General features: G+C 43.2%; 18 protein-coding genes. 11 read left to right on the top strand and 7 right to left on the bottom strand.

What is annotated here, in order from left to right; translation table 11 throughout:
• Nucleotides 1-209 precede the first annotated feature (209 nt).
• The 3 genes from M2273_RS30030 to M2273_RS30020 form a co-directional block, all read right to left on the bottom strand.
• Nucleotides 210-944 carry a lysophospholipid acyltransferase family protein gene (locus tag M2273_RS30030; protein WP_429401976.1) on the bottom strand — a complete coding sequence of 245 codons (735 nt, stop codon included), beginning with the start codon at nucleotides 942-944 and terminating at the stop codon, nucleotides 210-212.
• Between the two features lie 41 nt (nucleotides 945-985).
• Nucleotides 986-1,546 carry an NUDIX domain-containing protein gene (locus M2273_RS30025; RefSeq protein ID WP_429401974.1) on the bottom strand — a complete coding sequence of 187 codons (561 nt, stop codon included), beginning with the start codon at nucleotides 1,544-1,546 and terminating at the stop codon, nucleotides 986-988.
• Between the two features lie 112 nt (nucleotides 1,547-1,658).
• A complete protein-coding gene (locus tag M2273_RS30020; protein WP_429401972.1) occupies nucleotides 1,659-2,279 on the bottom strand; it encodes a LysE family transporter in 621 nt (206 codons plus the stop codon).
• A gap of 233 nt (nucleotides 2,280-2,512) precedes the next feature.
• Between M2273_RS30020 and M2273_RS30015 the strand changes: the two genes are divergently transcribed.
• Complete coding sequence (locus M2273_RS30015) at nucleotides 2,513-3,442, top strand: cobalamin-binding protein (RefSeq protein WP_429401970.1); 930 nt, start codon at nucleotides 2,513-2,515, stop codon at nucleotides 3,440-3,442.
• A 290-nt stretch (nucleotides 3,443-3,732) separates the two neighbouring features.
• The gene (locus M2273_RS30010) at nucleotides 3,733-6,294 is read left to right on the top strand and encodes a family 20 glycosylhydrolase (RefSeq protein WP_429401968.1); all 2,562 of its coding nucleotides are present in this window, start codon (nucleotides 3,733-3,735) and stop codon (nucleotides 6,292-6,294) included.
• Nucleotides 6,295-6,712: 418 nt separating this feature from the next.
• On the opposite strand, the gene M2273_RS30005 is transcribed toward M2273_RS30010, so the two are convergent.
• A complete protein-coding gene (locus M2273_RS30005) occupies nucleotides 6,713-8,839 on the bottom strand; it encodes a TonB-dependent receptor (RefSeq protein ID WP_429401966.1) in 2,127 nt (708 codons plus the stop codon).
• A 138-nt stretch (nucleotides 8,840-8,977) separates the two neighbouring features.
• Between M2273_RS30005 and M2273_RS30000 the strand changes: the two genes are divergently transcribed.
• The 4 genes from M2273_RS30000 to M2273_RS29985 all read left to right on the top strand — a co-directional run bounded on the left by M2273_RS30000 (nucleotide 8,978) and on the right by M2273_RS29985 (nucleotide 15,157).
• On the top strand, nucleotides 8,978-12,475 hold the full coding sequence (locus M2273_RS30000; RefSeq protein WP_429401964.1) for a methylmalonyl-CoA mutase family protein: 3,498 nt from the start codon (nucleotides 8,978-8,980) through the stop codon (nucleotides 12,473-12,475).
• Nucleotides 12,476-13,015: 540 nt separating this feature from the next.
• Nucleotides 13,016-13,588, top strand: a complete 573-nt coding sequence (locus M2273_RS29995) for a pentapeptide repeat-containing protein (RefSeq protein WP_429401962.1) — start codon at nucleotides 13,016-13,018, stop codon at nucleotides 13,586-13,588.
• A 46-nt stretch (nucleotides 13,589-13,634) separates the two neighbouring features.
• Nucleotides 13,635-14,396 (top strand): M23 family metallopeptidase, encoded by a 762-nt coding sequence (locus tag M2273_RS29990; RefSeq protein ID WP_429401960.1) that lies wholly within the window; start codon nucleotides 13,635-13,637, stop codon nucleotides 14,394-14,396.
• Nucleotides 14,393-15,157, top strand: a complete 765-nt coding sequence (locus M2273_RS29985; RefSeq protein ID WP_429401958.1) for a DUF4846 domain-containing protein — start codon at nucleotides 14,393-14,395, stop codon at nucleotides 15,155-15,157. Before M2273_RS29990 ends, M2273_RS29985 begins: the two co-directional genes overlap by 4 nt.
• Nucleotides 15,158-15,296: 139 nt before the next feature.
• Here the strand turns inward: M2273_RS29985 and M2273_RS29980 are convergent, their stop codons facing one another.
• Nucleotides 15,297-16,316, bottom strand: coding sequence for an aldo/keto reductase (locus M2273_RS29980; RefSeq protein ID WP_429401956.1), 1,020 nt, complete (start codon nucleotides 16,314-16,316; stop codon nucleotides 15,297-15,299).
• A 211-nt stretch (nucleotides 16,317-16,527) separates the two neighbouring features.
• On the opposite strand from M2273_RS29980, the gene M2273_RS29975 reads away from it, so the two are divergent.
• Together M2273_RS29975 and M2273_RS29970 are read left to right on the top strand one after the other, a co-directional pair.
• Nucleotides 16,528-16,854 carry a hypothetical protein gene (locus M2273_RS29975; protein WP_429401954.1) on the top strand — a complete coding sequence of 109 codons (327 nt, stop codon included), beginning with the start codon at nucleotides 16,528-16,530 and terminating at the stop codon, nucleotides 16,852-16,854.
• Between the two features lie 46 nt (nucleotides 16,855-16,900).
• Nucleotides 16,901-18,508: a mechanosensitive ion channel family protein gene (locus M2273_RS29970; protein WP_429401952.1), complete on the top strand. Its 1,608-nt coding sequence runs from the start codon at nucleotides 16,901-16,903 to the stop codon at nucleotides 18,506-18,508.
• Between the two features lie 534 nt (nucleotides 18,509-19,042).
• On the opposite strand, the gene M2273_RS29965 is transcribed toward M2273_RS29970, so the two are convergent.
• The gene (locus tag M2273_RS29965; RefSeq protein ID WP_429401950.1) at nucleotides 19,043-20,023 is read right to left on the bottom strand and encodes an acyl-ACP desaturase; all 981 of its coding nucleotides are present in this window, start codon (nucleotides 20,021-20,023) and stop codon (nucleotides 19,043-19,045) included.
• A 281-nt stretch (nucleotides 20,024-20,304) separates the two neighbouring features.
• On the opposite strand from M2273_RS29965, the gene M2273_RS29960 reads away from it, so the two are divergent.
• Complete coding sequence (locus M2273_RS29960) at nucleotides 20,305-23,937, top strand: DUF7149 domain-containing protein (protein WP_429401948.1); 3,633 nt, start codon at nucleotides 20,305-20,307, stop codon at nucleotides 23,935-23,937.
• A gap of 106 nt (nucleotides 23,938-24,043) precedes the next feature.
• Here M2273_RS29960 and M2273_RS29955 read toward each other — a convergent pair whose 3' ends face one another.
• Entirely contained in the window at nucleotides 24,044-25,120 is a 1,077-nt protein-coding gene (locus M2273_RS29955) for an AAA family ATPase (RefSeq protein WP_429401946.1), read from the bottom strand.
• 425 nt (nucleotides 25,121-25,545) lie between these two features.
• Between M2273_RS29955 and M2273_RS29950 the strand changes: the two genes are divergently transcribed.
• Entirely contained in the window at nucleotides 25,546-25,899 is a 354-nt protein-coding gene (locus tag M2273_RS29950; RefSeq protein ID WP_429401944.1) for a DUF6152 family protein, read from the top strand.
• A 2-nt stretch (nucleotides 25,900-25,901) separates the two neighbouring features.
• On the top strand, nucleotides 25,902-26,387 hold the full coding sequence (locus M2273_RS29945) for a DUF6644 family protein (protein ID WP_429401943.1): 486 nt from the start codon (nucleotides 25,902-25,904) through the stop codon (nucleotides 26,385-26,387).
• The last annotated feature ends 195 nt before the right edge of the window (nucleotides 26,388-26,582 follow it).

The following is a 26,582-nucleotide window of genomic DNA, read 5'->3' as shown; positions in this document are numbered from 1 at the left end:
TAACATTTAACTGAATATTAACAAGTTGTGGAATTTGTGTGAACCCTGGGTTTATGCCAATAACCTCAATATGAACAGAAAATCGTTGTTTAAACAATCTAAAGCATAAATCAATAGAATGATTGACTGTTTGAGGGGACGCAAACAGCAGTAATAAAAAAGTATTCTGAAAATTCTATAATTCCGAAAATTCTGATTCAGACAAAATATCAGGATCCCAACGCTGCCCTGATCCGGTTTTCGGCTTCAAGCACAAGTTCTTCAATCGGGGCATTACCTGGTTCAATGGGGCTAAGTACTTCCCAGGTCATGGGGGTAAAAGTATTTAGCGGATACATGCCATATCGTATCATTTTCCAGGAATCTTTAATGGCGATAGGTACCAGCAGGGCTTCGGGGCATTTTTTTAGTATGGTAGCAATACCCCCTACCTGGAAACTTTTCACCTCGCCATTTTTGGAACGTGTGCCCTCAGGAAATATCACTGCCGACCATTGATTCTCTTTCATGCGGTTGGCCAGTTTTATAATTTCGGCAACGGATTGACGCGAGTCTTTACGGTCGATATTGGCGCCGCCGCCATATTTTAAATTATAAGAGATAGAGGGAATGCCTTTGGTCAATTCAACCTTCGAAATAAATTTAGCATGATATTTACGCAGGTACCAGATGAGCGGCGGTATATCAAACAGGCTTTGATGGTTGGCCAAAAATATAATTGGGCGACCGACTGGCAGGTTTTGCTTATTGATAAAAGTAATCGTATTGCCCAGCAGGTAAGCTGTACTTAGCAAACACAGGTTTAAAACATCAACAGCCCTTTTATGTGCTGCATAGCCAAATAAGCGGAAACATACCCACTGTATAGGGTGAAAAATAAGAAGTGCTAAAAAAAATGCTGCAGTAGCAAGCGGGGACAAAATATAGCCTAAAAACTTTTTCATCGACCACCAAATTTATACTTTTTTAAGTAAACCCATTGTTTTTATAAACGGTTTTCTGACAAAAGCAATTGTACTTTAAGCACAGCTGCTACCGTTATAGAATCGGTGATGCTGCCGTCGCAAACCATGCGGTACACTTCGGCAAGGGGTACTTTGTTAACTATTAGCTGCTCAGTATCTTCAGGTTCGGCCTCAAACTGGGCCAGACCGCGGGCCAGGTAAATAATGCTCAGTTCGTCGCTTACCGAGTTGCTCAGGTGCATGCGCTGTATTTCGGTCCACTGGGTGGCTTTAAGACCGGTTTCTTCCAGCAGCTCACGCTTAGCAGATTCCAGCGGATCGGTACCTTCTGGTGCGCCGCCCTCGGGCATTTCCCAGCTATATTGATTCAACGCAAAACGGTATTGCCCTACCAGGTAGGTGTTCATTTCATCATCAAGCGGTAAAACGCCAATGGCCATGTTTTTAAAATGCACCTTGCCATAAATACCCGGATTACCCGATGGATTGATCACCTGATACTCGGTAACGTTTATCCAGGGGTTATTATAAATAGTTTTTTCGGAGGTGATTGTCCAGGGATTTTCTTCGGGGTGATGCATGGCGTTAAAAATAGTAAAAGCCCCTCTAAATCTCCCCTAAAGGGGAGACTTTTATATAAATAGCAAGCTATTTCAGAAAGCTCCCCCTTTAGGAGGCTGGGGGGCGGGCCTCTTATTTAAAAAACGTCAAATAAATCTGTTTCACTACATGGTATGCGGCGAATGAGAAAAACAGTATGGCAATACCGGTATTGATGAACCGTGTGCTCAGGGCAAATTTTTCCTGTATATACTTAGCGAACTTGGCATAAAGGAACAGGCACAGGAAAGCCCCCGCTGCAGAGCCGATACTGAATATCACCAGGGCAATCCTTCCGTCCAGTATCCATTCATGGGTGATGAGGTAAGTACCTGTTACCATCCAAAAGGGTACCTGCATAGGGTTTAAAAAACCAAGCAGTATACCGTATTTGATGCTGGCATGTTCAGAATAATGGGTTTCGGGTGGTTTTTTACGGTGTATCCAGGTAATAGTGCCCAAAACACCAAACAGGATCACCATGATCCAGTCAATAATAACGGTCAGTCTTAACTCGCCGGATAACCACCTGGCGGCGTGCATAATAAAGTAGGTGAAAAAAAATTCAACGCATGAAAAAGCTATAATAAAACGTAAAGCTTCTTTTAAGCCACGGTTTATGGTGATCTGTATTAAAGTAAGATTAATGTTTCCGGGTGGTATATAACCAATAAAATTTGCAATAAGCCCGATAAAAAAGGTTAGGAAAATCATCGGCGCAAAGATAAGTTGTAAATGTGCAGATTACAAATGTGCAAATATGCAGATGTGCAAATGTGCAGATATGCGGATGTGCAGATTACAAATGTGCACATCAAAAAATCATCCGCACATTTGCACATCCGAAATCTGCACATCTGGTTTAAATCTGCACATCAAGACAACTATTTGCACATCAAATAAATCATCTGCACATTTGCACATCTGAAATCTGCATATTGATTAACATGCCAACTGATAAAATAGTTTCCTTACTGCCATCCGCTACCGAAATAGTTTGCGCCCTGGGTCTTGAAGATAACCTGGTAGGCCGCTCGCATGAGTGTGATTACCCCGCGTCAGTAAAACAATTGCCGGTATGTACCGAAGCTAATTTCCCCGATAACCTGGGCAGTGCCGAAATTGATGTGCGGGTAAAAGAGATCCTGGCCGATGCCCTGTCAGTGTATACCGTAAAGCGTGAGCAGATAAAACATCTGGCGCCAGATGTAGTGATCACCCAGGACCAGTGCGAGGTTTGCGCTGTTTCATTAGCCGATGTGGAACTGGCATTGGATGATTACCTCGACAAAAAAGCACGTATCGTTTCCTTACAGCCCAATAGCCTGGAAGATATTTTTGCTGATATCACTACTATTGCAACAGCGCTCAACATACCCGAAGCTGGCGCCGACCTGCTGGAACGCCTCATAGAACGGGTTGATATCATTAAACATAAATTAAAATTCAGCGAAAGCAGGCCAACCGTTGCCTGTATAGAATGGCTCGACCCGATGATGGTATCCGGTAACTGGGTTCCGGGACTGGTGAACATTGCCGGTGGTACACCCATATTAGTTGCGCAGGATGGCAAACATTCCCCTTATGTGCAATGGGAAGATATTCGTACACAAGACCCCGAGTTTATAGTAGTAATGCCCTGCGGTTTTTCCATAGAGCGCACCATGAAAGAAATTAACCTGCTGCTGGAGCTCCCCGGCTTTGCCGATATGAAGGCGGTAAAGAACAACCAGCTTTTTATTGTTGATGGCAACCAGTACTTTAACCGCCCTGGTCCGCGTATTGTTGATTCTATCGAGATACTTGCCGAGATCATCCGCCCCAAACAATTCGCGTTTGGTTATGAGGGTGAGGGTTGGATCAGGTTTGGGGTGTAGAGCGGAGACGACTCACCCCGACATCGCTACGTTCGTCGCCCCTCTCTTCAGCTTCGCTGGAAAGAGGGGCTGAAAAAAACTTACACACGCGTCATTACGAGGTACGAAGCAATCTCTATGCTGTACAGAGTCGCTCTGTAAGTCGGGGATTGCTTCGTACCTCGCATTGACGCTTTTCTATTCAACCACTGACAAGTTCCCACTTATTAAAATTATTTAAAAAGTATAGTTGAAATTTTGAAAGGTTATTTATATTTACCTTTCAATTCATTATCAATCAATACTAAACTATGCGCAAAATTTTTACAACGATGCTGATCGCGGCATTTTTTATGAGCACTGCTTTTACAAATACTGATGAAATAAAGTTTAAAGTGGCCGATCTGCGCATGAGCTGGCAGGTGGTTGATAATAATTACCAAAACAAAAACCGGGCGCTAACTGCGTTGGTGATCACCAATAGCGGGCATGATGTATTGCCTGCCGGCGGGTGGAAATTCTATTTCAATTCGGGCCGGGGTTTTACCGAAAACGCGGTGAGTGGCAATGCAAAAATAAACCAGGTAAACGGCGATTTGTACAGCATCACCCCAACCGATGGTTTTAAGGAACTGAAACCCGGTGCATCTACCCGTATAGAATATATTAATGACGACCCGGTAGTAAATGCTACTGATGCCCCCGAAGGGATCTACATGGTTTGGGATGCGCAGCCCGACAAAGGATATTCCATAACATCATTCAACATTGAACCCTATAAACCCACTTACCAGGGTCTGGTAACCCCCGAAATTGTTTTTGACAGGAATAAAACTACGGTCGATATACCTGCCGATCAGCTGCCTAAGGTTTTCCCTACACCATTGAGCTATAGCGAAACAGGCGGCAGCTTCAGTATAGATGATAAAATTAGCGTTGTTGCCGATCATGATTTTACAAAAGAGGCCGACTATATTAAAAAAGATCTGGCCGGGTTGTTAGGGAAACCATTGGTTAATACCGGTAAATCAACAGGCGCTATCATATACTTAACTAAAGTGAGCAGCATTGCCCCTGAAGGATATGAGTTAAAAGTAACGCCAAAAAGCATTACTATTAATGCCTCAACCGCTACAGGTGCTTTTTATGGTATCCAATCATTAAAAACATTGATACCAGGCTCCGCACTCGCTAAAACACAAAAATCCATTCAAATACCTTGTGTTGATGTTAAGGACGAACCCCGCTTTGGCTACCGTGCTGTAATGCTTGATGTTGCCCGTAATTTTCAGCCTAAAAAGCAGGTGCTGAAACTTATTGAAGCCATGAGCCTGTATAAGCTAAATGCCCTGCACCTGCACTTAACCGATGACGAGGGTTGGCGTTTAGAACTGCCGTCATTACCTGAACTCACTTCGGTTGGCGCCAAACGCGGCCATACGCTGGATAGCAAACATTTTTTACCGGCATCGCACGGTTCTGGTCCGGATGTGAATAATACCGTTGGAACCGGATTTTATACACGTGCCGATTATATTGAAATTTTAAGGTATGCTACCGACCGCCATATTACCGTGATCCCTGAAATTGAAACACCGGGACATGCCAGGGCACCGATCAAAGCCATGGACGCGCGATATGAGCGCCTGATGGCCGAAGGTAAAAAGGCCGAAGCTGAAAAATATCTGCTGCGCGATCTGAACGATAAATCGGAATACCGCTCGGTGCAATACTGGAACGATAACGTGATCGATGTATCACTGCCATCAACCTATAATTTTGTAGAAACCGTGGTGAGCGATGTTGCCGGTATTTACAAAGAAGCCGGTGCGCCATTGCCAACCATCCACTTTGGCGGCGATGAAGTACCTCCGCATGTTTGGGAAAAATCACCGGCATATCTGGCTTTAAAAGCAAGTCACCCCGAAATACAAGACACCAACGACCTGTGGTATTATTTTTATGGCAGGGTGAATCAGATCTTAAAAGTCAAAGGCATCCGCCTTTCGGGCTGGGAAGAAATGGCCCTGCGCAAAACCACCCTTGACGGTAAACCGGCATACGTACCCAATCCTGATTTTACGAATGAACATTTACAGGCCGATGTTTGGAACAATGTTTTAGGTGGCGGACAGGAAGACCTGGCTTATCGTTTAGCTAATGCCGGTTACAAGGTAGTGCTTACCTGCGTCACCAATTTGTATTTTGATATGGCCAATTATAAGGCCTTTGATGAGCCGGGCTATTACTGGGGCGCTTTTTTGGGTATCGATAAATTTTACTCATTTATCCCTTATGATTATTTTAAAAATGCCGACGTTGATAAGAATGGTAACCCCATTAACCCATCATTATTTATAGGCAAACAACGCCTAACCGATTATGGCAAAAGCAATATAGTAGGCCTGCAGGGCGCGCTCTGGGCCGAAACAGTAAAAAGCACCGAACGCATGGATTACATGATATTTCCGCGTTTGCTTGCTTTGGCCGAGCGTGCCTGGGCAAAGGATCCGCAATGGGCTACTGAGCCTGACCGGGTTAAAGCACAACAGGAATACCAGCAGGCATGGTCGGGTTTCCTGAATGTGTTGGGTAAACGCGAGCTGCCCCGCTTAAGTTACTATGAGGGCGGCTTTAATTACCGTATCCCAAAACCAGGCATTATCCTGCAGGATGGCAAATACCTGAGCAATGTGGAATTCCCGGGTTTAACCATCCGCTACACCACCAACGGTAAAGATCCTGACGAAAAAAGTAAATTATACACCGGTCCGGTAAGCTATAACGGCGGCGTGATCAAGTTCCGCGCCTTTGACACCAAGGGCCGTGGCGGCAACATAGCCGAAGGTGGAAGCAACAGTTTGAATCCGTAAGCTGTTACCGCTGGCGTGGTCAGTCGCTAAATGAGATTTGCATATGGGAGACGGATTACATGCGTCTACATGCAGTCGCTCGGCTCCAGCCGAGTGACTATTATTTTCCGGCGTCCCGCCGCAGAAACCTATCGATAATTTATTTCGCAGGCCGGAGGCCTGGTAATAGTCGTCACTCGGCTGGAGCCGAGCGACTGCGGAGTTATTATTTGCTAAATGAGATTTGAGTATAGGAGATGCATGTGATGCGTCTTTTTCATTTTATTCTGGCTTCAAATTCCCTCCCCACGGGAGGGGTGCGGTTGACTTGTGCAGTAGCAGGGAGGGGTTTCTGCGCAATTAAACTTGCACTATTACCAGTGGCAGATAAAAAATCCTAATAATCCCTTAATCCGACAAATCCCGGTTCAGACAAAATCTAAAAAACAACCCCCATCCCTACGGTATAATTCCGCAGCGGCGATGGATTATAATAGCGGTTGCCAACGGCGTTAAGGTCATTACCCAGGCTGTATTTTTCATTCAGGATATTATCAGCCCCTGCATAAATTTCCAGATGCGTTTTACGACTAATGGTTGGCTGCCAGCTTACTTTGGCCTGTAACAGGTTGTAATGCCCGGCATAAACGGTATTGCCATCATTAAGCGGGATCCTGGAGGTGTAGTTATGCTGCGCGAACAACGAAATATCCTGCGGAAATTTCACCTGCAAACTGCTTACAAAAACCTGCTGCGGTACGCCCGTGAGATCATTGCCCGAGTAATTGGTAGTAGCATCGGCATAATCCCTGAACTTAAATTTGCTGAAAGTGAATGATTCATTAAACTGTAACCCGCGTATAAAATGGGTACTGTTTTGGCGGATAAGCCAGTCGGTAAATGATAGTTCAACACCCGGCTGATTTGTTCCGCCGGCATTAATGTAATGCTCGGTTTCGTCGGCATTTACACGGCGCACAATGGCGTTGCTAATACGATAGTAAAAGGCAGATACATCCAGGAACATGGTTTCGTCCTGGTTGCGCAGGCGGAAACCCGTTTCATAGTTCCAGCCGTATTGTGCTTGCAAGGCAGTGTTCACAATATTATCGGTTGGCCTCACTTCGGCAGTGGTTGGGGTAGAGTAACCCCGGCTTACCGATGCCCGCCAGATAAAATCGTTGGTAACCTGGTAGCTCAGGGCCAGCCTCGGCATCAGCTGCGGGGTAAAGTTGCGGTTGGTAAACCCGGTTTGGTTAAGCGGATAAATGTTTTTAAAATCGTACTCGTACCAGTTAAGGCTCAGGGCGGCTTCCAGGTGCAGGCGCTTAAACATATCGGCCGAGTAACGGGCAAATATAAAATGCTGATTGCTGTGTATATCGTCACTGGTTTGGGTGGTGTCCTTTACCCCCCTGTTATTGCCGTAATTGCTGATGCGTGAGTTGGTTTGCTGCCACTCCATCCCCAGGTTAACCTTCCAGTTGATGTTTTCATGAGGCAGTCCGGCCAGTTCAAAATAAGTGCGGAAACCGTAGGTGTTTTCGCTGCGCTGTTCAAAATTAGTAATGAACGGATTGGCAAAATCAACATGGTTGCCAAAAACAGCCAGTACGTTACGGATACGGTCGCTGAAATGGTATTCATTAACCAGGCCGCCTAAATACATGGTAGTGGTGATACCAATATGCTGTTGAATAGCTCCCGGAACAACAGGCGTAGGCTGCCTGGCCTGCCGCGGATTGGCCGCTAACTGGGCAAGGTTTAACCCGCCTGGAGTTTCATAAGCCAGATCAGAATACAAGCCCAGGAAGCGCAGTTCGTTTTTGCCGCTATAGTTCCATTTATCAGCAACTTGCACATAGTTGCGGCTCATGTTGCTGTTTTGACGATAACCCTGATAAGCCTGGTAACTTTGGTTTATGCTCAGCAGATTTTTGCCGAACTGCTGTTGTATGTTTACCTTTTCATGAAAAAGACCGTACGAACCGGTGTTAATGCCAATTGACCTGTAACTGCTATCGGTATATTTGTTTGTGGGACTTAACAACATAACGCCGCCCGAGTTGGCGCCAAACAAACTGCCATCAGGGCCCTTTAAAATTTCAATACCGGGAACGCTGGCAATATCAATGGCATTTAAATAAGTATTGCCGCCGGCATCGGTAAGCGGGATCTCATCAAAATAGATCTTCACATCGCGCACCCCAAAAGGCGAACGCAGTAAACTCCCCCTGATAGATAATCTGTAGCTCCCCGGCGAACGCTCCTCGGCCCTTACGCCCGGGACGGTATTCAGCGCGCTGACAAAGGAGTTATCGGGCTGTAACTTTAGCTGCGCCGCACCTAATACGCTTACTGAAGCCGGTACACTTAAAACAGGTTCTTCGCTCAAATAACCTTTAACGGTAACAGTTTGCAAGTGCGTTACTGTATCTTTTTTTTCAGTTGGTCTTTTGATTTGGGCACCGGCGCTTATTGCGGCAGCAAAAATGAAAAATATTGTAGTATAAGTTTTTAGCATGGGCTGATTGGCAGAAAGCCAAAAGTATGTGTTTTGGCCCATAAAACTATATTGCAGGGTGTAAACAAATTGTGACTCGCCAGGGTCATCATTTTTTTCCGCCTGATCCTCATTTATTATGCATGCATAACATCTACCTCAAAACAATTACTAAATTTGTGTTGACCAATTATTGCCCGCATGGAAAGCATTGTCCCATATAAATCCCAATACAAGATCCGTTTTGTAACAGCCGCTTCATTGTTTGATGGGCACGATGCTACCATCAACATTATGCGCCGCATACTGCAAAGCAGCGGTGCCGAGGTGATACATCTGGGCCATAACCGCTCTGTTGATGAAGTGGTTAACTGCGCCATACAAGAGGATGTGCAGGGCATTGCGCTCACCAGCTATCAGGGCGGTCATCTCGAATACTTTAAATACATGCATGATCTGCTGGCCGAGCGCGGCGCAGGTCACATCAAGATATTTGGTGGCGGTGGTGGTGTGTTCCTTCCCCACGAAATTGAGGAACTGCAGGCCTACGGCATCACCCGCATTTACTCGCCCGACGATGGCCGCACCATGGGCCTGCAAGGTATGATAAACGATATGCTGCAGCAGTGCGATTACCCTACTGTTACCAAACTCAACGGCGAGCTTAAACACCTGCCCGAAAAAGATGCAGGCGCTATTGCCCGGCTGATCACGATGGCGGAGAATAGCCTCACCCAGGCCCTCTCTAAAGAAGCGGACTTCATCATGTATGGTCACCCCCTCTCCTTTGGAGAGGATTTAGGTGAGGCCGTAGTTCTCGGCATTACCGGCACCGGAGGCTCGGGCAAGTCGTCACTGGTTGATGAAATTGTACGCCGTTTCCTGATGGCGACCGACAAAACGCTGGCTATTATCTCTGTCGATCCATCCAAACGTAAAACCGGCGGTGCCCTTTTAGGCGATAGGATAAGGATGAATGCCATTAACAACCCACGGGTATATATGCGCTCGCTGGCTACACGGCAGGCCAACCTTGCGCTATCCAAACATGTGCAGGAAAGTATCGACATCTGTAAAGCTGCCGGGTATGATCTTATCATTGTGGAAACATCGGGCATTGGCCAGTCAGACACCATGATCACCGACTATTGCGATGTTTCCCTCTATGTGATGACCCCGGAGTTTGGCGCGGCCACCCAGCTCGAAAAGATAGACATGCTTGATTTTGCCGACCTGGTGGCCCTCAACAAATATGATAAACGCGGCGCCCTTGATGCCATCCGCGATGTGCGCAAACAATATAAACGCAACCACCAGCTTTTTACCGCCAAGGATGATGAACTGCCCGTATTTGGCACCATGGCCTCACAATTTAACGATCCAGGCATGAACACCCTGTTCACCGCCATCATGAAAACCATTAAAACCAAAACCAGTGTGGATCTATTAGAGCGTGGTTCGGGGAGTGGGGAGCGTGTAGCTGGAATAGAACCGGGTGAGGAATCTGAAAAGATCTACATTATTCCACCCGACCGTAACCGATACCTGGCCGAAATTGCAGAAAACAGCAAGGCCTATGATGATTGGGTAAACGAGCAATGCAAAATTGCCCAACAAATGTTCCAGGTAAAGGGAGTGATTGACCTCTACCTCACCCCGGCCCTCAACAAAGGAGAGGGAGATAAAAATATGCAAGGCAAAGTCCTCTCCTTTGGAGAGAAGTTAGGTGAAGTTTTCAGGGCTCTCGAATCCCAACTTCACCCCGAATGTAAACGCTTGCTCAAAGAATGGCCCGAAACGGTTAAAAAATATAAAGCTGAAAACTTTATTTATAAAGTACGCGATAAGGAGATCAAACTGCCGTTGTATTATACTTCGCTATCGCAATTGCAGATCCCTAAAATAGCATTGCCCAGGTATGAAGCCTGGGGCGATGTGCTGCGCTGGCTGCTTACCGAGAATGTACCTGGGGAGTTCCCTTATGCAGCCGGTGTGTTCCCTTTAAAGCGCGAAGGCGAGGACCCTACCCGCATGTTTGCAGGCGAGGGCGGGCCCGAGCGTACTAACAAACGTTTCCATTATGTATCACTTGGTCAGCCGGCGCATAGGTTGTCGACCGCCTTTGATTCGGTTACCCTGTATGGTGAGGACCCACATATCCGCCCTGATATTTATGGTAAAATAGGCAACTCCGGCGTAAGCATTGCCACGCTTGATGATGCCAAAAAGCTGTACTCAGGGTTCGATCTGTGCTCAGCATCCACTTCCGTATCCATGACCATTAATGGCCCTGCTCCTATGCTGCTTGGCTTTTTCATGAATGCAGCCATTGATCAGCAATGCGAAAAATATATTACCGAGCATAAGTTGGAACATTTGGTGAAGGCGAAGTTTAAGGAATTGTATGATGATAAGGGGCTGGATAGACCGAGGTATAATAGCCTCACCCCGGCCCTCTCCAAAGGAGATAAGTTAGGTGAGGCCTCTTTACCCAAAGGCAACAATGGCTTAGGATTAATGTTATTAGGCCTAACCGGTAACCAGGTACTCCCTGCCGATGTTTATAAAAAGATAAAGGCCTACGCCATATCCACCGTTCGCGGTACGGTACAGGCCGATATTTTGAAGGAAGACCAGGCGCAGAACACCTGCATTTTTTCGACTGAGTTTGCGCTGCGTATGATGGGCGATATGCAGCAGTATTTTATCCAGGAGAAAGTACGTAATTTTTATTCGGTGTCTATATCCGGCTATCACATTGCCGAGGCCGGTGCAAATCCTATTACACAGCTTGCCTTTACGCTATCGAACGGATTTACTTATGTGGAGTATTATCTGAGCCGGGGTATGCATATTGATGACTTCGCGCCCAACCTGTCATTCTTTTTCAGTAACGGTATTGATCCCGAATATTCGGTGATCGGTCGCGTGGCCCGTCGTATTTGGGCCAAGGCCATCAAAAATAAATACAAGGGGAATGATCGCTCGCAAAAGCTCAAGTATCACATCCAAACCAGCGGACGGTCACTACACGCGCAGGAGATCGATTTTAATGATATCCGCACCACATTGCAGGCGCTTTATGCCATTTATGATAACTGTAATTCGCTCCATACCAATGCTTATGATGAGGCTATTACCACTCCTACCGAAGAATCTGTCCGCCGGGCGATGGCTATACAGCTCATCATTAACCGTGAACTTGGTCTCGCTAAAAACGAAAACCCCATACAGGGCGCTTTCATTATTGAGGAGCTAACTGACCTGGTAGAGCAAGCCGTACTTACTGAATTTAAAGCACTGAACGAGCGCGGCGGCGTACTGGGGGCGATGGAAACCATGTACCAGCGCGGCAAGATCCAGGAGGAATCACTGTACTATGAAACCCTGAAACATTCAGGCGAATACCCCATCATCGGCGTTAATACTTTTTTGAATAAAAAGGGCTCACCTACCATTATACCATCCGAGGTGATCCGCGCTACTGAGGAAGAGAAGCAATATCAGATCGAGACTTTGCACGCCTTTCAGCAACGCAACCAGGAACATATACCCCAATTAATTAAAAATCTGCAACACGCGGCCATAGCCGGCCACAATATTTTTGAAAGCCTGATGGAAGCCTGTAAATATTGCTCTTTAGGGCAGATCAGCCATGCGCTGTATGAGGTTGGCGGGCAGTACAGGAGGAATATGTAAGCCCCCGGCCCCCTGAAGGGGGAGTTATTAAGCAAAGTAAAATATAACTACACTGCGCTCGTCTGTGACCTAACATGTACCAATGCAAGTAGTTGTAGATGTTAAATATTTCCTATATGCATCAATTTGGCTAAAGCCAAACTTGTTGATTTTTATCCGTTGGCTAAAGCCAACGGCAATGATAAATACAGTGAATAACAACATGGTTGAAAAAATTCATTGCCGTCTCATTTATGGGACGGTTTAAGAAATTGTTACCTGGCTTTAGCCAAATAAACCCTGTCTGTCCATCCTGCGCTCGTCTGTGACCACAGGTGTTGGGAAGACGAAAATTCCAAAAAAATTGTCATTTAGAGCTCGGGCGGCAAGAGCAAGAGGGCGAAAGAGAAATCTTCTACGCAATGCAAAGCTTTAATTGCAGATTGTATAAGATTTCCCCTCGTTCCTCGTCGAAATGACAACGTTTTTATTTCTTCCCAACACCTGTGGTTTAAACGAGCGCAAGGTTAAAATATAGCGCAGGAAACATAAATTTGCCACATGCAACCTCAACATCAGGAAGACCAAACTTTTACCAAACTAACTGCCGACCAAATAACCGGGCATAGTCGTACTTATGAAAACTGCAAATTCATCAACTGTGATATTGCCTATGCAAACCTTTATAGCGTTGTGTTTATTGATTGCGTGTTTGAGGGTTGCAACCTGTCATTAGCCGATGTAAGTAACGCGGGTTTTCAAAACATCACCTTTAAACATTGTAAACTAAGCGGAGTGAATTTTAGCAAGGCCCTTGACTTTTTGTTTGAAGTCCATTTTGAAAACTGCATCCTGGATAACGTCGTCTTCTATAAAAAGAAAAATAAAAAAGCAAAATTCAGTGATTGCTCCATGGTAGAAACTGATTTGACTGAGTGCGATTTGACCGATGCTAAATTCATCAATTGCAACCTGAACCGGGCATTTTTTAGTCGCACCATATTAAAAGGCGCCGATTTGCGGACCTCTTATAATTTCACTATTGACCCTGATGGGAATACTATAAAAAAGGCCATGTTCTCGCTGCACGGCTTGCCGGGATTGCTGAGTAAATACGATATCAGGATTGAATAATATTGTAACTATTATTTAGTTATATTTATTCTTCACAATAAACCTTATGCGAAAGATCATCCTGCTTGCTGGTGTTTTGTTTATTAGCGTCGCCGTTTATGCTCAAAATCTTGAAAAAGCCTGTATTAAGTTTAACGACTTTAATACAACCGTTTTAAAAGGTGACATTAAAAAAGAGGCAGCGCAAAATGCTATTAAAGAGGTATTGCAAAAAATAAATCAATGGTACATGCGTCGCAGTCAGCTTGATATACTACTTGGTTGGACTTTTCCACTGCAAGGATATAATTATCATGCCATCGGTGGTAACGGGGATGGGTACTCAGATAAGGGCTATCATTACATTGATGGCAACAAACACACCGCTCATCCTGCTCATGATATATTTATAAACGATAAAAATCAGGATTGCATTGATGATCGTACTAAAAAACCGGTAGATGTGCTTGCTGTTGATTTTGGTATTGTAATAGCCTGCAGCAATGAATGGGAACCTACAAGCAATTTACGCGGAGGTAAATATATCTGGATATATCATTACAATACTTTCAGTTATGTCTCCTCTTCCAAAGCAGTAAATTCCAATATGGAGACCATTACTTACTACGCCCACAATAACTGCATTTTTGTAAAACCTGGTGATATGGTAAAACCTGGTCAAAAAATTGCCGAAGTAGGCCGTACCGGATTTAATGCTTTTAAGAAACGGTCGCCAACGCATTTACATTTTTCGGCATTCCATTTGGTTAATGATCTGCCGGTTCCTTATAACCCTTACTCCCAATTAAAAAAGGCTAAAACGTTATGAAAAGCTTTTTGCTGCTGATAGGAATGTTATGCTGGATCAATCCGGTTAAAACAGACAATGTATTGAGCCGGTTTAAAATCCCTGCTGGCTATCAGCGTAGCACGACTACGGCAGGAGGTTTTGGTACATGGCTTCGGGCTTTGCCACTTAAACCTGTGGGTACACCAGCCAAAACTTACAAAGGCGACATTGCCCGTACCGAACTGTACACAGCGGCTATTGTTGATATGAGCATTGGCAACCAGGATCTGCAGCAATGTGCCGATGCCGTAATGCGCCTGCGTGGTGAATACCTGTACCAGCAAAAAAACTATAAAGCTATATCCTTCAACTTCACCAGCGGCTTCCGCTGCGATTTTGTGCATTATGCCAATGGTTACCGCTACAAGAACGACAACTGGGTTTTAAAAGCAAAAAAAGATTACAGCTATCCCCGTTTTATGCGTTATATGAGCCTGGTGTTTAGCTATGCGGGTACATTATCGCTGCAAAAAGAATTAAAAAGCGTTCAAAACAGCAGTACCCTTAAAACCGGAGATATTTTTATACGGGGTGGCTCACCAGGACATTGCTTTATAGTGATGGATGTGATTGAAAACGCGCAGCATCATAAAAAGTTTCTGCTGGCGCAAAGCTTTATGCCGGCGCAAAACATCCAGATACTGCAATATGATAGTGATCCCTGGTTTAGTATGGATAAACGAAGCGATATTTTGTACGGCGAATTGATCAGCAAGAATTATTTAAAGCGGTTTGAGTAATAACCGCTATGGCTTTATACCGAATTTGTCATTCTGAGGAACGAAGAATCTGTTCGGCGATTAGCAAGTACGTGAATAGATTTTTCACTACGTTCAAGAGTTAGTTCTTCGTTCCTCAGAATGACAAAACTTTTATATATTATCTTTTCTCCACCCTATCATAAAACCCGCCGAAGGAATTCACTTTTACGGCCTCTTCATTAAAAAAGTCGCCGGGGAAACCGAGTTCAATGGCGCTGGCATCATTTAACCTTTTTAGCTGATCCTGGCTTAGGGTCACCTCAACTGTTTTCAGGTTATCCAACAGTTGATCAACTTTGGTAGCACCAACTATCGGGATGCAGGAGAAACCTTGCTGACGGGTCCAGTTTAAAGCGACATGACTTTCTGATACGCCCAGCTCTGCAGCAATATCAACAACGGTTTGAGTAATGTTTCTACTGCGTTCGTCCAGTCGTTTACTTTCGGGTTTAATGCGGCCATGATCACCGCGCAGGTATTTACCGGTCAACGCGCCTCCGGCTAATGGCGCCCAGGGTGTAACCGTCATCCCGAAATGTTTAGCCATCGGGATCAGCTCACGCTCCGCAGTGCGGGCCAGCAGGCTGTATTCCACCTGTAAAGCTATGAATTGACTCCAGCCCATCAGTTCGGCCAGGGTATTGCCTTTGGCTACCACCCAGGCAGGCGTATCGCTTATAGCGGCATAGGTAATCTTGCCTTGTTTTATGAGGTCGTCAAGGGCACGCAGCACTTCATCTATCGGGGTAATATTATCCCAAATGTGCAGGTATAACACATCAATAAAATCAGTTTTTAAACGCCTGAGACTCTCCTCTACACTGCGCATCATATTTTTACGATTATTGCCCGACGCATTGGGATTGGTCATATTATCCTTTAACGTGTATTTGGTGGCCAGTACAAAATAATCGCGGTCATGATTACCCATGTATTCGCCTATTATTTTTTCGCTGGTGCCCAGTTTATAAATATTAGCCGTATCTAAAAAGTTGCCCCCGGCATTAGCGTAGGCATCCATAATGGCAAAGCTGGTATCCTTATCGGCACCCCAGCCGGCTTCGGTACCAAAGCCCATAGTGCCCAAACATAATTCTGAAACTTTAAGGCCCGAGCGGCCCAGTAATTTGTAATTCATATAGGTAGTGTTTTTGATATCCCTTTTCAACATGTCATCGCGAGCGTAGCGCCTCACCCAACCCTCTCCTTCGGAGAGGGATTTAAAATATTTTTTTAAAAGTCTCCCCCTTTGGGGGAGATTTAGAGGGGGCTTCCTCGCAATGATATAGCTTATATAGCAAACAATAACAAAATTGCTTTGTAATATTAAACATTGCAAATGTATTACCATGAAAATTATAACCCTGCATAGTGCTATCCACACAAATGAGTTATACAACCTGTTGCAGCAAAAGCTCAACCAGTTTTTTCATGAGCGCAGGCAAAGCAATATTAACTTTATTATTGAGCGCAAGGGCGATACTATTGAAATAAGTCAGCCGGAAATGTATGAAGGCTTTTTGTTCAGCATAGTGGTAAATGGCACCCAGTTGCAGATAACCCGGTCTGAGCATTACGTGAATGATGTAAATTCACTAACCATTGAGTCCATACTAAACCATCTGTTTAAGGATCTATCTGGTAGCAAGGGTACTGATTTGGTGCAGGAAGGTTAAAAGAATTGAAATATAATTTTTAGCTTTAGCATAAAATCTACCTGTTATGCCTAAAAATTATTACCTGCTTATCCTGCTTTTATTTGCTGCTTTTACAACACATGCGCAAAAAACGGTTGATGCCAAAGGCGAACCTGTAATTATTAACCGCGATACCCTCTTTAAATTTTATACCGGGCAGGGTTTATTTGACGCGAAAGAACGGGCAGGAATAGTGACCAAACGCATAGAAGCCCTGGTTGAGCGTATTGACTTTAATCCCGACTCACTTACCTTAAAAAACGACACCTCAGTTTCCGTAATTTCCTACAACTCCCAAATTATACTGGCTGTAAATAATAAGGATGCCACATTCTCTGAACTAAACCGCCCGCAACTGGCAGCCAGTTACCTTGACATTTTGAAAAAAAAGCTGGGTAATTATTTTACCAGTAACAATAGCAAACAGGTTATTATTAATATACTGGAGGCCGTTGCTGTTATTGTGCTGCTTATTGCTTTAATATGGGCATTGAATAAGGGTACAAGATGGGCAAAACTAAAAATATTAAGAAGCTGGGAAAGCCGGATGGATAAACTGGCTGCGCAGGGTGCACCGGTTATGTATGCCAAACGCCTGTTACCGCTCATTACCGGTTTGTTACGCATAGTAAGGTTTATACTAATTATTATACTGATTTACCTGGCATTACCTGTTTTGTTCTTCATTTTTCCGGCGTCAAAACCTATTGCGGTGCAGCTATTGAGTTATGTGGTAAACCCGTTTAAAAAAATATTGCTGGCCTTACTGCATTATATACCCAACCTGCTAACTATTGCTGTTATTTATATAGTAACACGGTATATAGTAAAACTGATAAAATTTATTGCCAACGAGATTGCGCAGGGAGCCATCACCATTAATAGCTTTTACCCTGAATGGGCTATGCCTACTTATAATATCATCCGGGTGCTGCTGTATGCCTTTATGTTTGTGGTGATATTCCCCTATCTGCCTGGCTCAGATTCAAAGATATTTCAGGGAGTTACGGTGTTTTTGGGGATCTTGTTTTCGTTGGGATCTTCATCGGCCATAGCAAATATGGTATCGGGTATTGTGCTTACTTATATGCGCCCCTATAAAATTGGCGACCGTATAAAGGTTGGCGAAGCTACAGGCGATGTGGTAGAAAAAAACCTGCTGGTAACCCGTTTGCGTACTATTAAAAACGAAGATATTACCATACCCAATGCTACCATATTAAGCGGACACACCACTAACTACACCACCGTAGCCAAAACTATGGGCCTTATATTAAATACAACCGTTACCATTGGGTATGATGTGCCCTGGCAAACGGTGCATAACCTGCTCATTACCGCAGCCGAAGCTACCGATGGCGTATCATCAGAACCCAAGCCTTTTGTACTGCAAACAGCGCTTAATGATTTTAATGTGAGCTACCAGGTAAATGCCTATACCGCCTTATCAAACCAGATGGCTGGCGTTTATTCCAGGTTGCACCAAAACATACAGGACAAGTTTAACGAAGCCGGGGTCGAGATCATGTCGCCGCATTACACCGCATTGCGGGATGGCAACCACATACAAATACCGGAAAATTATGTGCCCGAAGGATACACAAAACCTGGTTTTAAAGTGGATGGAGAGTGAATTAACAGCACCGGCATGTGCGATTTCCCTCTTTTGAGAGTAATAGCCTATTATTGGACAGACGACGAGAATTAAACGCGGTATCGACTCACCCCGACATCGCTGCGCTTGTCACCCCTCTCTACGCTCCGCGTAAAGAAGGGATTTCAACATTTTTTTCCTTTACCCTCTTTGCGGCGAAGCCGCAGAGAGGGTGGTCCAGCGAAGCGCAGACCGGGTGAGTCGACTGTGGACGGTGTTATTTCTCCTCAAAGTTTGATAGCTGTGTTGGCTTGTGCGATTCCCTCCCAACGGGAGGGTGTAGGGAGGGGTTTATGCGGCCTGCATCACGAATAAACCCCTCCCTGCCATTACACAAACCATGCGCCCCTCCCCAAGGAGGGAATTTAACCTACTAAATCTTGTCCTATCAGCATATACCCTGCGTATAAGATCTCTCCTCGTACCTCGTTCGAGATGACAGGTTTGTTATTTTCCCTAAAACAAAAAGAGGCGCATCATCTGCGCCTCTTTCCAATATTTTATGAGAATAACCTATCCGTTTATCCAGCTGAATTTGTACTCCAGCATTGGGTTTTTCATGCGCTCGGCAACACGCAGTAAGCGCGATGGCAGGTTCATGATATAATCACGCGCCTTTTCGCCGGCTTCATTCAGGTCGGTAGTGCTTTCAATGTGCCAGTCTTCTATCAGTTCTTTCAGTATATCCACATAATCAATAGCGGTATAAATACCTAAGCGCTGAGCAGCATCGGTAAAATGGCCAAAGGTTTGACCAATTTTTAAACCTACCTCACGTAAAAAGTGAGCAGGCATAACAATTTTTTTACGCATCATATCCTCAAAGGCAATCATGGCCTCGCTCGGATCAACCTCAAATATCTTTTCGATAAAATATTTATAAGCTTTTGCATGACGTGCTTCATCACCTGCAATAACACCGCACATTTTTGACAGCAGGGTATCACCATCTTTTTTAGCCTGTGATGCCACGCGCCTGTGCGATACATTTGTAGCCAGTTCCTGGAACGAAGTATATATAAAGTTGCGGTAAGGATCGGTACCGGTACCTATATCAAAGCCATCGGCTATCAGGTACTGGGTTGATACTTCCATCATGCGCATATTAACACGGCCCGACAGGTAGAGATATTTATTAAGCAGATCGCCGTGACGGTTCTCTTCAGAGGTCCAGTGGCGGGTCCATTTCATCCAGCCGCCTTCTTCGTCTTTCGAAACACCTTCAACCATGGTAAGCCATGATTCATAGGTTGGCAGGGCTTCTTCGGTAATGGTGTCACCAATTAAAACCGCAATAAGGTCATAGCTTAAACCCTGCGCGCTTTCCCGCAATTCTTTAATTTCGCTGAAAAAAGAGTCTCTTGTAGAATCAGGTAAAAAATCGGATGGCTGCCAGATGGTATCAACGGGCTTTAAATATTCAAACATTTTTTCAAGCATAAATGTTTCAATATGCACCATTACTTCCTGACGTTTTTCTTCAAAAAATTTCATAACAACTCTTTATCACACAAAGGTAATCAATTAAAGAATAATTACATTATTTCATTTTTACAGTATTGGATTAAATGGCGTTTTTCATGCAATCTGGCAAGGTTTTGATAGCTGGCAGGAGGATCCCGGTAGCAAGGGTAACAAAATCATGTTATTGCGAGGTACGACGCAATCGCGGACTGTACAGGTAATGAATTTATATAGTTACTTACAAGCGATGATGAAAACATCTATTTGCCATCCCGGTAATTGTTTGTTAATTTACAGGGCTTGTTTACTACATGAACCTTAAAATAAATACACCCAAACAATCATTAAACAAAGCCTATCTTAAAGAGAAGATAAGCCGTAGTGATATTGAGCTTTTCAAAGCCCATTTTATCGATCTTATGGGTAAAATAAATGATAAGGGTGATGAGGAACATCTGAAATCATTAATTGCCGATTTTTTAAAACTTACCTGGTATAATAACTCACAACATCAGATAAACCCCATTGGAAAAAATGACCTGGTGATACATACAGGTAAATCGCCCAATGATCCTTATGGAGTGATACTGGAAGTTAAAAGTCCGTCTAATACAGGCGAAATGATAACTGCCGGAAAAACTAATGTAAAGGCCGTTCATGAACTCATACTTTATTATTTAGATGAACGCATAACGCGCAACCGCAATGAGCTTAAGCAATTAATTATTACCAATATTTACGATTGGTACATTATTGATGCTAATGAGTTTGATAAAAAGATTTATCGTAATACGGCTATTAAAAAATTATATGAGCTAAAAAAGTCAGACAATAAGGACAATCCCTGGTTTTATGATGAGCTAAAAAAATTGCTGGCAAGTCATACGGAACTATCAGTTGATGTTACTCATTTTGATATTCGCGATTATAAAAAGGTTATTACCAATGCCGATAAGCAGGATGATAAAAGCCTGATTGCACTTTATAAAATACTATCACCCGTACACTTACTAAAGCTGCCTTTTGCAAATGACAGCAATACACTGCAACCAAAGTTTTATTCAGAATTGCTGCACATTATAGGGCTTCACGAATATAAAGAAGGCAGCAAAAAACTGATTAACCGTAAAAACCCCGGCGAACGAAATACGGGCTCATTACTGGAAAATGCCATTATTCAGTTGGATAGTCACGATAAAGTTTCAAGGGTGGATAAGCCTTCGCAATATGGCGATAATCAGCAAGATCGTTTATACAATATAGCGCTTGAACTGGTGATCACCTGGGTTAACCGCATCTTGTTTTTAAAACTACTGGAAGCACAACTGATCAATTATCATAAAGGCGATCGCAGCTATACTTTTTTAACCAAAGAGAAGATTAAAGATTTTGACGATCTGGATAAATTGTTTTTCCGTGTATTGGCCAAAATACCGGGCGAACGTACTGAGGATATTCAAAAACTATTTGCTAAAGTACCTTACCTAAATTCATCACTTTTTGAACCTACTGAGCTGGAACATCAAACCCTGTTTATAAACGGACTGGAAGATTTTGTACCCCTGCCAGTCATTAGTTCAACCGTGTTAAAAGATGCAAAGGGCAAAGCGCTGAAAGGCAATCTGGATACTTTAGATTACCTTTTTGCTTTTTTAAATGCCTATGATTTTAGCAGTGAAGGTGCCGAAGAAATACAGGAAGATAACAAACAGCTAATCAATGCTTCAGTTTTAGGACTAATATTTGAAAAAATTAACGGTTATAAAGATGGATCGTTTTTTACGCCGGGCTTTATTACCATGTACATGTGCCGCGAAACTATTCGCCGCGCGGTGGTGCAAAAATTTAACGAAACCAAAGGCTGGGAATTAAAAGAATACGATGAACTGTATAATAACATACAGGATAAAAAGGAAGCAAACGCCATTATCAATAGCCTCAAAATCTGCGACCCAGCTGTAGGTTCGGGTCATTTCCTGGTATCAGCCTTAAACGAGATGATCGCTATAAAAAGCGACCTGCAGGTATTAATGGATAAGGATGGCCGCACGCTGCGGAGTTACGGCTTAATAGTTGAAAATGATGAGCTGATTATTACCGACGAGAACGGCGATATTTTTGAATATAACCCCAACAGCAAAGAAAGCCAGCGCATACAGGAAACCCTTTTTCACGAAAAGCAAACCATTATTGAAAACTGCCTTTTTGGAGTTGATATAAATCCCAACTCGGTGAAAATATGCCGCCTGCGTTTGTGGATAGAGCTGTTAAAAAATGCCTATTACAAAGCGGATACCAAAGAGTTGGAAACCCTGCCCAATATTGATATCAATATAAAAACAGGTAACTCACTCATTAGTCGCTTTGCGTTAGATGCCGATTTAAAGCAGGCTTTGCGCAATACCAAATGGAATATAAACGACTATAAAATAGCGGTAGGCACCTATAAAAATGCAACTGACAAAGCATCTAAACATGAGCTGGTAAGGTTGATTGATAGTATTAAAAATAGTTTCCGTACCTCCATTAGCCGCAATGCAAAAGAATACAAAGAACTAAGCAAACTGCGTGGGCAATTAGATAAATTGTTAAGTACTAACGAAGATCTGTTTGGTACAAAAAAGAATAAAAAACAGTTAGAGTTAGAACAGCGAAGATTAGAAATAGCAATCGGTAACCAGGAAAGCGCTATTGAAGAAATTAAGAATAATAAGATTTATGAAAATGCCTTTGAATGGCGCTTTGAGTTCCCAGAGGTATTAAATGATGAAGGTGATTTTTTAGGGTTTGATGTGGTAATAGGAAATCCGCCATATGTTAATAGTAAAGGAGAAAAATTTGAAAAGATCTTCAAGGAATACTCATTGTCCAATTATAAAACATCTTACTATCAGATAGATACATATATTCTTTTTATCGAAAAGGCAATATTACTAATGAAAACGGAGGGGTATGTAACATATATAACGCCTAATGCGTGGCTGAATAATCTTTTTCTATCTGAAGTCAGAAAGTATTTTATTGAAAATATGTCTTTACTTGAAATATGTAATATGCCAAGCAGCATATTTGAGGAAGCAGTCGTTGATACAATAATTATAAAGGGCAGCAAGACAAAAAAAAATATCGATACTCAAATAAAGGCCTATGCAAATGAGTCATTTATCTATAGGAATAAATACAAACAAAAAGATTTCTTGCTCAATGATAACTATAGCATTAATATTTTTCAAGATGAGAATAACTACCGATTACTAAGAAAAATCGAAGAACGATCTCGCAAATTAAAAAGTTTCAGCAGTATTGCGCGTGGAGTGGGAGTTTATCATAAGAGAGTAGGCCATACTAAAGATCTAATAAAGCAAAACCCTTATCAATCTAAAGAGAAGAAGGACGAAACTTTTGTTCCCTATTTGCGGGGAAAGAATATTAAATCTTTTTTGGTAAAGTGGGATAATGATTCCTTCATAAGTTATGGTACATGGCTGGCAGAACCAAGAGAGCCAAAATATTTTGATGGTAATAGAATTCTTTTACGGCAAATACCCAGTGAAAAACTAATTGCGACATTTATAAACTCGCATTTTATAGTTGATCAATCAGTGTTTATTGCTCGTTTTGATGGTTCGGATGCTTACACCAAAGCAGTGCTTGGAATAATTAATTCCCAATTGATGATATATTATTTTAGGAACAAATATTCCGAATTTGATGAATTATTTCCCAAGGTCAAGCTCCAACATTTTAAAGATCTCCCTATCATGACAGAGTTAAATAATAACGCTGAGGAAATAGCTCAAATTGTAAATGAAATAATTTCATTAAAAAATGCAAATACTGATTTCAATTCCAGAAACCTCGAAATCCAAATCGACCAACTTGTTTATCAGCTTTACGACTTAACAGAAGAAGAAATAAAGATCGTAGAGGGCGGGGCTAAATAGCAACGATATATGATATATATTAAAGGACTGATTATGTATTTGATATCCATTACTCGATATTCTCTACGCCGATGTTTTTCTCATTAACATCATCGAACTCATTTTATCACCTGGACATTAACTTGTTAACCAAGCCTACAGCAATATGAAGTTCGCGGCTGATCTGGCGCTGGCTGAGGCCTTTGGCAGAGAGTTCAACCACTTTTTGGGTTAATAATTCCTGCTTCAGCATGTTGCGGGTACGCAGGTGCAGGCATTCGTGGCTATTGCCCTCAAACTCAAACTGCAAAAAGTTTTGGGGCTTTGCAATGCGGCAAAGGCATACATTATCTTCGCCATATACCTGTGCGATGCTGCGCTGCTTAATTTGCTTGAGGTAACGCAGGCGCTGGTCGGCGTTACTTGTACCTATGGCAAAGGCGCTGTCGGCAAGGTTGATGAGCAGTTTGCTGCCATGCAGGTCATCGGCCGAAAGTGCCGAGCCGGGGTTACGGCGTTTGGGTGTATGCGCCAGCACCAATATGGACAGGTGATGATCGGTTTTGAGCGCTTTGAGGTTTTTCATGAGGCTGAGGGCCACAGCAGCATTTTCGGTACCGCCGCGCAGGCAGCTGATGTTATCAATAATAAGTACAGTGGCTTTAACTTGTTTTATCTTGTACTCGAGGCCGGCAATAATATATTCATCATAGTTGCTGTAGTTGCCCTCCATTTCGGCATCGGGATTAAACTGAGCGCGTAAAAAATGATCAGTAAAACTGTAATTGCCTTGCGGGTGCGTATAGCGTTGATAGAATTGCTTGGTGCTAAGTTCAAAATCGATATAAAGCACTTTGCTGGGTTTAACATCCAGGGCAAACTGCGCGATTGTTTTGCCATGAGCTATACTGTTCCCGATTTGCACGGCCAGCACGGATTTACCAACGTTAGTATCGGCAAAAAGCATACAAAGTTCTCCCTGGTGCCAAAATTCACCGAAAAGCATTTTAGATTCAGGTTCACGTTCGCCAAGTTCCATCCAGCGGTTGCCGGTGAAAACAGTAAACAGGTAACGGCATGTTTCAGGGTCGGGAATGGCTGCTATTTTTGATCTTTTAGCCGGGCGCAGCGGATATCCGCGGACTTCGGCACGGATATTTTCGATATGCAGCGGACGTTCGGCAGAATAATTTTGGTGGGACATTTGAATAAAGGTGAAAGTTAAAGGAAGGTTTAAAGCCCTTAGTAAGAAGTCAAAAGTGTATTCGATATTATTTTATGACTCAGGACTCAAAACTCCTGGCTTATGACTTAAAGGCTAAAGCTTGTACCGTATATTCAAATATAACAGGTATAGATGATGAAAGTGGTGACAGTGTTTTGTCAGTAAGGCTGTATATGTATTTACCTGATTATCAGATATTCTTTAGTGTTCATGAGCGTTCACGGGTGTGCATATGAACACTTTCGGGAAAATATAAGCACAAGCAAACGTATCGCAAGTCAGCGCATTACGATAGCGGGGCCCTTCTGTATTGTACAATTGTTTAACCTGCAAATAACTATTCTTAAATTTGTTTGTTTAGTTAAACAACTGTTTAGCAATTTATTAACATTAAATTTCACGTTATGGCTTATCTGAAAAACACATCGCTGGTAATAGTATGTTTACTTTGCACATCGTTTACATTCTTTCACCATGGCTGGGCTAATTATGATCAGACTAAAGTGCTCGATTATAAAACCATCATTGAGGAATCTGTTTATGAAAATCCGCATGCTATTGCAAAAGTGAAATACCAGGGCAAGTTATGGACGGTTTATCTGGCACCTGCAGGCCGCATGACAGACCGTGGCCTTTCTGCGGATATGATTAAAAAGGGTACCTCCGTAAGAATAGTTGGCTATCCACATAAAACCATAAAAACCGAGATGCGTGCTGAACGGATATATGTTCAGGCCAAAAAATTTGAGTTGCGTTAATTGTGGCTCCTTTTATAGCTCAATTTTTAAGCTGGTTAGAAGCCTCATCCTGGGCGGTTAGCATCCGTCAATCGTTATGGTTATACCCGGCTTTGGAAATTGTACATATTGTAGGAATAGTCATTCTTGTTGGAGCAGCACTTATGTTTGATCTGCGCCTGTTGGGTTTTTCCAGAAATCTTTCGATAGTGTTTTTGGCCCGCCATTTATTACCCTGGTCACGCCGGGGATTGTGGCTTATCATTCCTTCCGGGATTTTATTGTTCATTACAAATGCACAAGCACTGGGTGCCGATCCAACTTTCTGGCTCAAAATGATCTTATTAATTCTGGCCGCACTTAATGTGCTTGTGTTTCACAGGTTTATTTTCCGGAACCGTTCTGATTCGGAAGTTCCAAATATTTCCCCTTTGAATAAGATATCTGCAATTATTTCCATTATTGTTTGGGTGGCAATTATAGCCTGCGGGCGTTTACTGGCTTATTAGTACAGCATTATGGCGGTGGGAGTGGCTTGCTGAGCGCGGAGATATATGAAGCGCTGGGATAACAATTACCAATTCCAGCTATTGTAGAGACGCATCACATGCGTCTTTTTTATGAGCCGGGATTTCTCTTTATTGGCTATTAAATAAGCCCACAGGGATTCTGAAGATTATAATCCCCATATATATTCCCTCCCC

The organism is Mucilaginibacter lappiensis (assembly GCF_050433765.1).
In the GTDB taxonomy this organism is placed as follows: domain Bacteria; phylum Bacteroidota; class Bacteroidia; order Sphingobacteriales; family Sphingobacteriaceae; genus Mucilaginibacter; species Mucilaginibacter lappiensis_A.
Note: the sequence above shows the minus strand (reverse complement) of the source record. Positions and strands in the feature narration are given on the sequence as shown.